Raw genomic sequence first — 6,161 nt, forward strand, 5'->3', positions numbered from 1 at the left:
CCTTGTCGAACGCCACCACGGAGACCCAGTTGGCGCCCCGGTTGCAGGCACGCAGGGTCGCGGCCAGCGTGTCGGCGTCATGAGCCGACCGGGGCCGCAACTTCACCTGCGCAACAATCTTCACACAAATCACCCTAGGAAGCCCGAACGAAGTAGGTCAACCCGGGGCCGTTCTGGGGGCTTTGAGCCGCACAGCGATGCTGCGGCGCTCCGCGCCGCACGGCCGGGGAAGCCATTCCTCCCCGGCCCGAAGGCCGGGGCATCCTGACTAGATGTGGGTGAACCCCGCCCGGGGCTCGGGCGTCACAGGAACGGTACGGTCTCCGGTCCGCACCCCACAGACTCCACACCTCCGTCCCCGGGGAAGCCCATGAGTAGGAAAACCACTCCCACCAACGCCGCCCGCACGGTGCAACTGCTCGCCGCAGTCGTCCTGTTCACCACCGGAACCGGCGCCCTCGCGGGCTGCGGAAGCGAGCAGTCCGGTGGCTCGGGAAACAAGGTGCGCGCCACCGGGCAGGCACCCGAGGCCGCGGCCCGTGCCCGCCGGGTGGCCGACGCCTGGGACGGGTCGAAGGCTGCCGAGGCGTGGCGCGCCGGTTACCACCCGATGGGCGGGGCGGTCGAGTTGCCCGAGGGCGGCTTCCATGACAAGGCCGACGAACATGCCTACGCGACCCAGAACTTCGTCCTGCGCGGCCGCCTTCCCGCCGCGCCGGAGCGGGACGGGCGGGTGACGTGGGCGAGCGGCGGCTCGCTGACGCGACCCATGTTGGGGGCACGGGACGCCTACGGGAGGTTTGCCCGCAGCAGCAGTGAGGGACCGCACCTGACCGTGACCGGGGCGCGGCTGGGCGAGATGATGCTGGCCACCAGCCGTGGCCCGGCGACCGTCCCGGCTTGGCTGTTCACCCTGGAGGGCTACGACACCCCGCTCAAGAGCGTCGCCGTCGGCCCGTCGAAGCTCCCCAGGCCGCCGATCGGGCCGGCCGCGGAGTCGCCCAGCGACGAACTGGGGGAGCTGCGCAGCCTGGTCGAGGTGGCCGGCGACGGCCGGTCCGTCACCGTGATCGGCAACCACGGCGCCTGCGATGACGGCCCGGTCGTCCATGTGCTGGAGACGGACGGCAGCGTGGTGCTGTCCGGCTCTGTCGCCGGGGGCACGGACGGCCCCTGCACCGCACAACTGCTGGGCAGGGAAGTGACGGTGAAACTGGACCGGCCGGTCGGCGACCGGGTCCTGCTGGACGCCGCCACGGGCCGGCCCGTGCCGTACGGGGGTCCGAACGGGCCGTCGCCGAGCTGGAGTTGATGAGCGGTCGGCGTCAGTCCCCCGGCTGTGCGCGGGCGATGAGCACGGCCACGTCGTCGTGGTTGTCGGGGTGGTGCAGTGTGCGGACGAGCAGGTCGCAGACCTCCTCCAGGGGGCGGGTCGGGTCGTCGAGGAGGCCGAGCATGGTGGCGAGGCGTTCGTCCAGGGAGTGCCGGCGGGTCTCGACGAGGCCGTCGGTGTAGAGGACGAGTTCGTCGCCGGGGCCGAAGTCGAAGACGGTGGTGGAGAACTCGACGCCGCCCACGCCGAGCGGCGCCCCGGTCGGCAGGTCGAGCAGCTCCGGGCGTCCGCCGACGCGGATGCGGGCGGGCGGCAGATGGCCGGCGTTGGCGATCCGGCACTGGTGCAGCCGGGGGTCGTGGACGGCGTAGAGGCAGGTGGCGATGGAGTGGTCCAGGCCCTCGGTGATCCGGTCGAGGTGTTCCAGCAGCCGTGCCGGATCGAGGTCCAGCGAGGCCAGCGTGTTGGTGGCGGTCCGCAGCCGGCCCATCGTCGCCGCGGCGGTGATGCCGCTGCCCATCACGTCGCCCACGACGAGGGCGGTCTTGCCGCCGTCCAGTGGAATGACGTCGAACCAGTCGCCGCCGACCTCGGTGGTGGCGCCGGCGGGCTGGTAGCGGGAAGCGACCTCGAGGCCGCCGGTGACGGACGGGTGGCTGGGCAGCAGGCTGCGCTGGAGCATCAGGGCGGTGTCGCGGGCGTTCTGGTACCAGCGGGCGTTGTCGATCTGCACGGCCGCGCGGGAGGCCAGCTCACGGGCGAGCAGGAGGTCGTCCTCGCTGAAGGGCAGCGGATTGCCGGTGCGTTTGAGGTCGAGGGCGCCCAGCACCTCGCCGCGCGCGATGAGCGGGACGGCCAGGTAGGAGTGGACGCCGGCGCGGGCCAGCAGCGCCGCCGCCTCCGGGGAGCGGGCGATGCGGGGCAGGTCCTCGTCCTTGACCTGCGCCACCATGACGGGCCGGCTCGTGCGCACGCACTCCGTGACGAGGCGGTCGGGACCGTAGCGGGCCACCTCCCCGGGCGGGTCGGCCGCACGCAGGGCGTCCGGCGCCTCGTTCGCCTTGACGGCCAGGGCGCGGATCACCGCCGGCTCGGCGGGGCCGAGGTTGCGGCGGCGGCCGCCCACCACCGCGTCGAGCAGGTCCACGGCCGCGATGTCGGCGAGTTCCGGCACGGCGACGTCGGCGAGTTCCCGGGCGGTGCGGTCCAGGTCCAGCGTGGTGCCGATCCGGGCGGACGCGTCGGCGATGAGCGCCAGGCGCCGGCGCGCGGACTCCGCCTCGACGCCCGCCCGGTGCTGCTCGGTGACGTCCACCACCGACAGGGCCACGCCCAGCACCGTGCCGAGTGAGTCCTCCAGCCGGTACAGCGACACCGACCAGGCATGGTCCTCGTCCGGGTCGGCCGGGGTACGGCCGACGGCGGAGTGGTCGACGAGCGGCTGCCCGGTGTCCAGGACCCGGCGCGCCGCCGGCTCCAGGTTTTCGACCTCGAAGTGGGGCAGCACCTCGCGCATCGTCCGGCCGATGTGCTCCTCGGCCGGAATGCCGTTGATCCGTTCCAGCGCCGGGTTGACGATCACGTACCGCAGACGGGTGTCCAGGACGGCCAGCCCGATCGGCGACTGCGAGATCATCCGCGTCGACAGCGCCACGTCCTGCTCCAGGCTGCGCACGGTCGTCTGGTCGGCGGCGAGCCCCAGGGCGTACACGTGCCCCCGGTCGTCGAGCAGCCGCATGTTGCGGAACTCCACCAGCCGGGTGGTGCCGTCCTTGCGCCGGATGGGGAAGGCCCCGGCCCAGCCCTGGCCGGTGGCCATCACGTCGGCGAACAGCTTCTTGACCAGGCCGACGTGCTGCTCGTGCACCATCACCCGGGCCGCGTACCGGCCGAGCGCCTCCTGCGCCGGATAACCGAACAGTTCCTCCGCCTGGGGGCTCCACAGCACGATCCGGCCCTCGGTGTCGAGCACCACCGAGGCCACGCCCAGCACGTCGAGCAGGCCGCTGGGCCCCAACGACCCGCGACCCGGTTCTGTCCCCTCGGCCACGGGAGGCCCGGTTGCACCCATCGCACGCACCGCCTTCGCCCATCCTCCCGGCACGCCGTCCCCCGTGCCGACTTGCTTGTACCGCGCTCAACCATCTCTCTTACGCCACGACGGTCCTTCTCCACCATCCCTCAACACGACCGTTGTCGTCCGGCGAAGCGCCAGGGAGTGGTCGCCGAGCCGACAGATCGCGTTTCTCCATTGGTCTGTACATGACTACCTCATCGGGCCACACTGATGCGCCGAGCGCGCCCCCACCCCCCCGATCGAGGAGCCGACCATGCCCCTGCGCACCCGGCAACGTTGTCATGCCGCCCTGACCGGCCTCGCCGCCTTCGCTCTCGCCACCGCCGCCGTCCTGTCCGCCGCACCGTCGGCCACGGCCGCCGACACCTGGACCGAGGCCGGCTCCGACCGCGCCGATCCGCTGACCGAGAGCCAGGGCCTGACCTCCGTCGAGGTCCCGGCCGGAAGTCCCAACCGCTACACGGGAATCGGCACGATCCCCGCCGGTGTCGGCAGCCGCGGCTGGAACCACGTCGGCGACCCCGACGCCTCCTACGGGGGCTTCTACATCGAGCCGTACCAGCGGGACTCGGGCACCACGAAGATGTTCCGGGTGCAGGCCCCCGGCGGCACCTGGTCGGAGTACGTGCACACGCTCAGCGCCGGGGAGGCGCTGAACAACTCCTGGGTCGCCGTCTCACCGGGCGGACAGTGGATGCTCGCGGGCGAGTGGGGCACCATGAACCGCCTGCTGGTCTTCCCCACCCCGGGCATCAACCCGGGCACCTCCCCGGCGGCGAACCTCCCGCAGGCCTCCACCGTCCACCTCGACCACGCCGTGCGTGACCTACAGGGCTGCGACTTCGTGAGCGCCACCCGCCTGCTGTGCTCCTCGGACGACCCGGCCGGCACGCTCTTCGGCATCACCAAGCCGCTGCTCCAGATCGACCTGTCGGCCGAGCCGAACGGCACGGCCGATGTGACCGGCCATGTCACGGCCCTGCGCCGGCTGCCCTTGCGCAGTGGCTGCTCGGGCACGTTCGAGACGGAGGGCATCGACTACGACCGCCGCACCGGCACTCTGCGCGTGATCGTCCTGTCGCCGGGCTTCTGCGTCCTGACGGACAGCATGACGTACCGCTTCACGAAGAGCTGACCCGTCGGACCGAGCGACGCTCCTCTCGGGGCTGTGCGTCCCGGAATGTGGTGGTTTTCTTGGAGTGCGGCGCGGTGTCGCGGGGGAACTCGCTGCGGTACCGCAGCGCGGCCACGAGAGGAGCGATCACGATGGACAGCGAGCGAGTGCACCCGGAGTCCGTCTCGGTGGAGATCAGTGGATGCAGCAAGGAAGACGCCCGGATCGTGTTCGACGCGCTGTGCGCGTGCTTCGACTCGGACCGGTGCTCCGACGACGTGCCGCAGGAGTGGCACCAGACCCGGCCGACGGTGTGGCTGGGTACGTTCGACGTCTCCGAACCGCACGAGGGCGCCCGCCCGGCCGGCCGGCTCACGTCCTCCGTGGAGGCCGACGTGCAGGGCGGCTACTGGGCCATCGACCGCTTCCGCACCACCCTGAACGACCTGTTCACGGTGCGCGACCTCTGCACGGCCTCCGGCGACCAGGAGCGGGAACTGCACGTACGGCTGGAAAGCAGGTGACCTGGCTCTCCCTTGTTGTGCAACTAGTTGCATAAACCGTGCGCGGTGCTCTACAACTACGGGCACGACACCGCGCACGGAGGGGCCATGAGCCGTTACTCGCACCTGCTGAGCCCGCTCGACCTGGGCTTCACCACCCTGCCCAACCGCGTCCTGATGGGCTCCATGCACGTCGGCCTGGAGGAGGCCGAGCGCGGCTTCGAGCGCATGGCGGAGTTCTACGCCGCCCGGGCGCGCGGGGGAGTGGGCCTGATCGTCACCGGCGGCATCGCACCCAACGAGGACGGGCGGCCGTACGAGGGCGGCGCCAAGCTCACCACCGACGCCGAGGCCGAGCAGCATCGGGGCATCACCGAGGCCGTCCACCGCGAGGGCGGCCGGATCGCGATGCAGATCCTGCACTTCGGGCGGTACGCCTACCACCAGAACCTCGTCGCGCCCAGTCCCATCCAGGCCCCGATCAGCCCCTTCCCGCCCCGTGAGCTCACCGACGACGACGTCGAGCGGACCATCGACGACTACGCCCGCGCCGCCCGCCTCGCCCGGCAGGCCGGCTACGACGGCGTCGAGATCATGGGCTCCGAGGGCTACCTCATCAACGAGTTCATCGCCGCGCAGACCAACCACCGCACCGACCGCTGGGGCGGCTCGTACGAGAACCGCATGCGCTTCCCGGTCGAGATCGTCCGGCGGGTGCGCGAGGCGGTCGGCGAGGACTTCATCGTCATCTACCGGCTGTCCATGCTGGACCTCGTGCCCGGCGGCTCCACCCTCGACGAGGTGATCACCCTCGCGAAGGCCGTCGAGGCCGCCGGAGCGACCCTCATCAACACCGGCATCGGCTGGCACGAGGCACGGATCCCGACCATCGCCACCTCCGTGCCGCGCGGCGCGTACACCTGGGTCACCAAGCGGCTGATGGGCGAGGTGTCGGTCCCGCTCGTGACCACCAACCGCATCAACACCCCCGAGCTCGCCGAGGAGTTGCTCGCCGACGGCTGCGCCGACATGGTGTCGATGGCCCGCCCGATGCTCGCCGACCCCGACTTCGTCGCCAAGGCGGCGGCCGGCTGCCCCGAGGCCATCAACACCTGCATCGGCTGCAACCAGGCC

5 protein-coding genes are annotated in these 6,161 nt (G+C 71.7%); 4 read left to right on the forward strand and 1 reads right to left on the reverse strand.

Going from position 1 to position 6,161, the window contains the following annotated elements:
* Positions 1-370 precede the first annotated feature (370 nt).
* Positions 371-1,312: a hypothetical protein gene (locus tag ACTWQJ_RS44650; protein ID WP_443312115.1), complete on the forward strand. Its 942-nt coding sequence runs from the start codon at positions 371-373 to the stop codon at positions 1,310-1,312.
* A 13-nt stretch (positions 1,313-1,325) separates the two neighbouring features.
* Here the strand turns inward: ACTWQJ_RS44650 and ACTWQJ_RS44655 are convergent, their stop codons facing one another.
* The gene (locus tag ACTWQJ_RS44655; protein WP_443312116.1) at positions 1,326-3,404 is read right to left on the reverse strand and encodes a SpoIIE family protein phosphatase; all 2,079 of its coding nucleotides are present in this window, start codon (positions 3,402-3,404) and stop codon (positions 1,326-1,328) included.
* Between the two features lie 259 nt (positions 3,405-3,663).
* Here ACTWQJ_RS44655 and ACTWQJ_RS44660 point away from each other — a divergent pair, with 259 nt between their 5' ends.
* The 3 genes from ACTWQJ_RS44660 to ACTWQJ_RS44670 form a co-directional block, all read left to right on the forward strand.
* Complete coding sequence (locus ACTWQJ_RS44660) at positions 3,664-4,545, forward strand: hypothetical protein (RefSeq protein ID WP_443312117.1); 882 nt, start codon at positions 3,664-3,666, stop codon at positions 4,543-4,545.
* Positions 4,546-4,676: 131 nt separating this feature from the next.
* On the forward strand, positions 4,677-5,048 hold the full coding sequence (locus ACTWQJ_RS44665) for a hypothetical protein (protein WP_443312118.1): 372 nt from the start codon (positions 4,677-4,679) through the stop codon (positions 5,046-5,048).
* Between the two features lie 87 nt (positions 5,049-5,135).
* Positions 5,136-6,161: 2,4-dienoyl-CoA reductase FMN-binding domain-containing protein (locus ACTWQJ_RS44670; RefSeq protein WP_443312119.1), on the forward strand; the 1,026-nt coding region annotated here is incomplete at its 3' end.

Source organism: Streptomyces sp. KR55 (assembly GCF_052245645.1).
Lineage (GTDB): Bacteria > Actinomycetota > Actinomycetes > Streptomycetales > Streptomycetaceae > Streptomyces > Streptomyces flavusporus.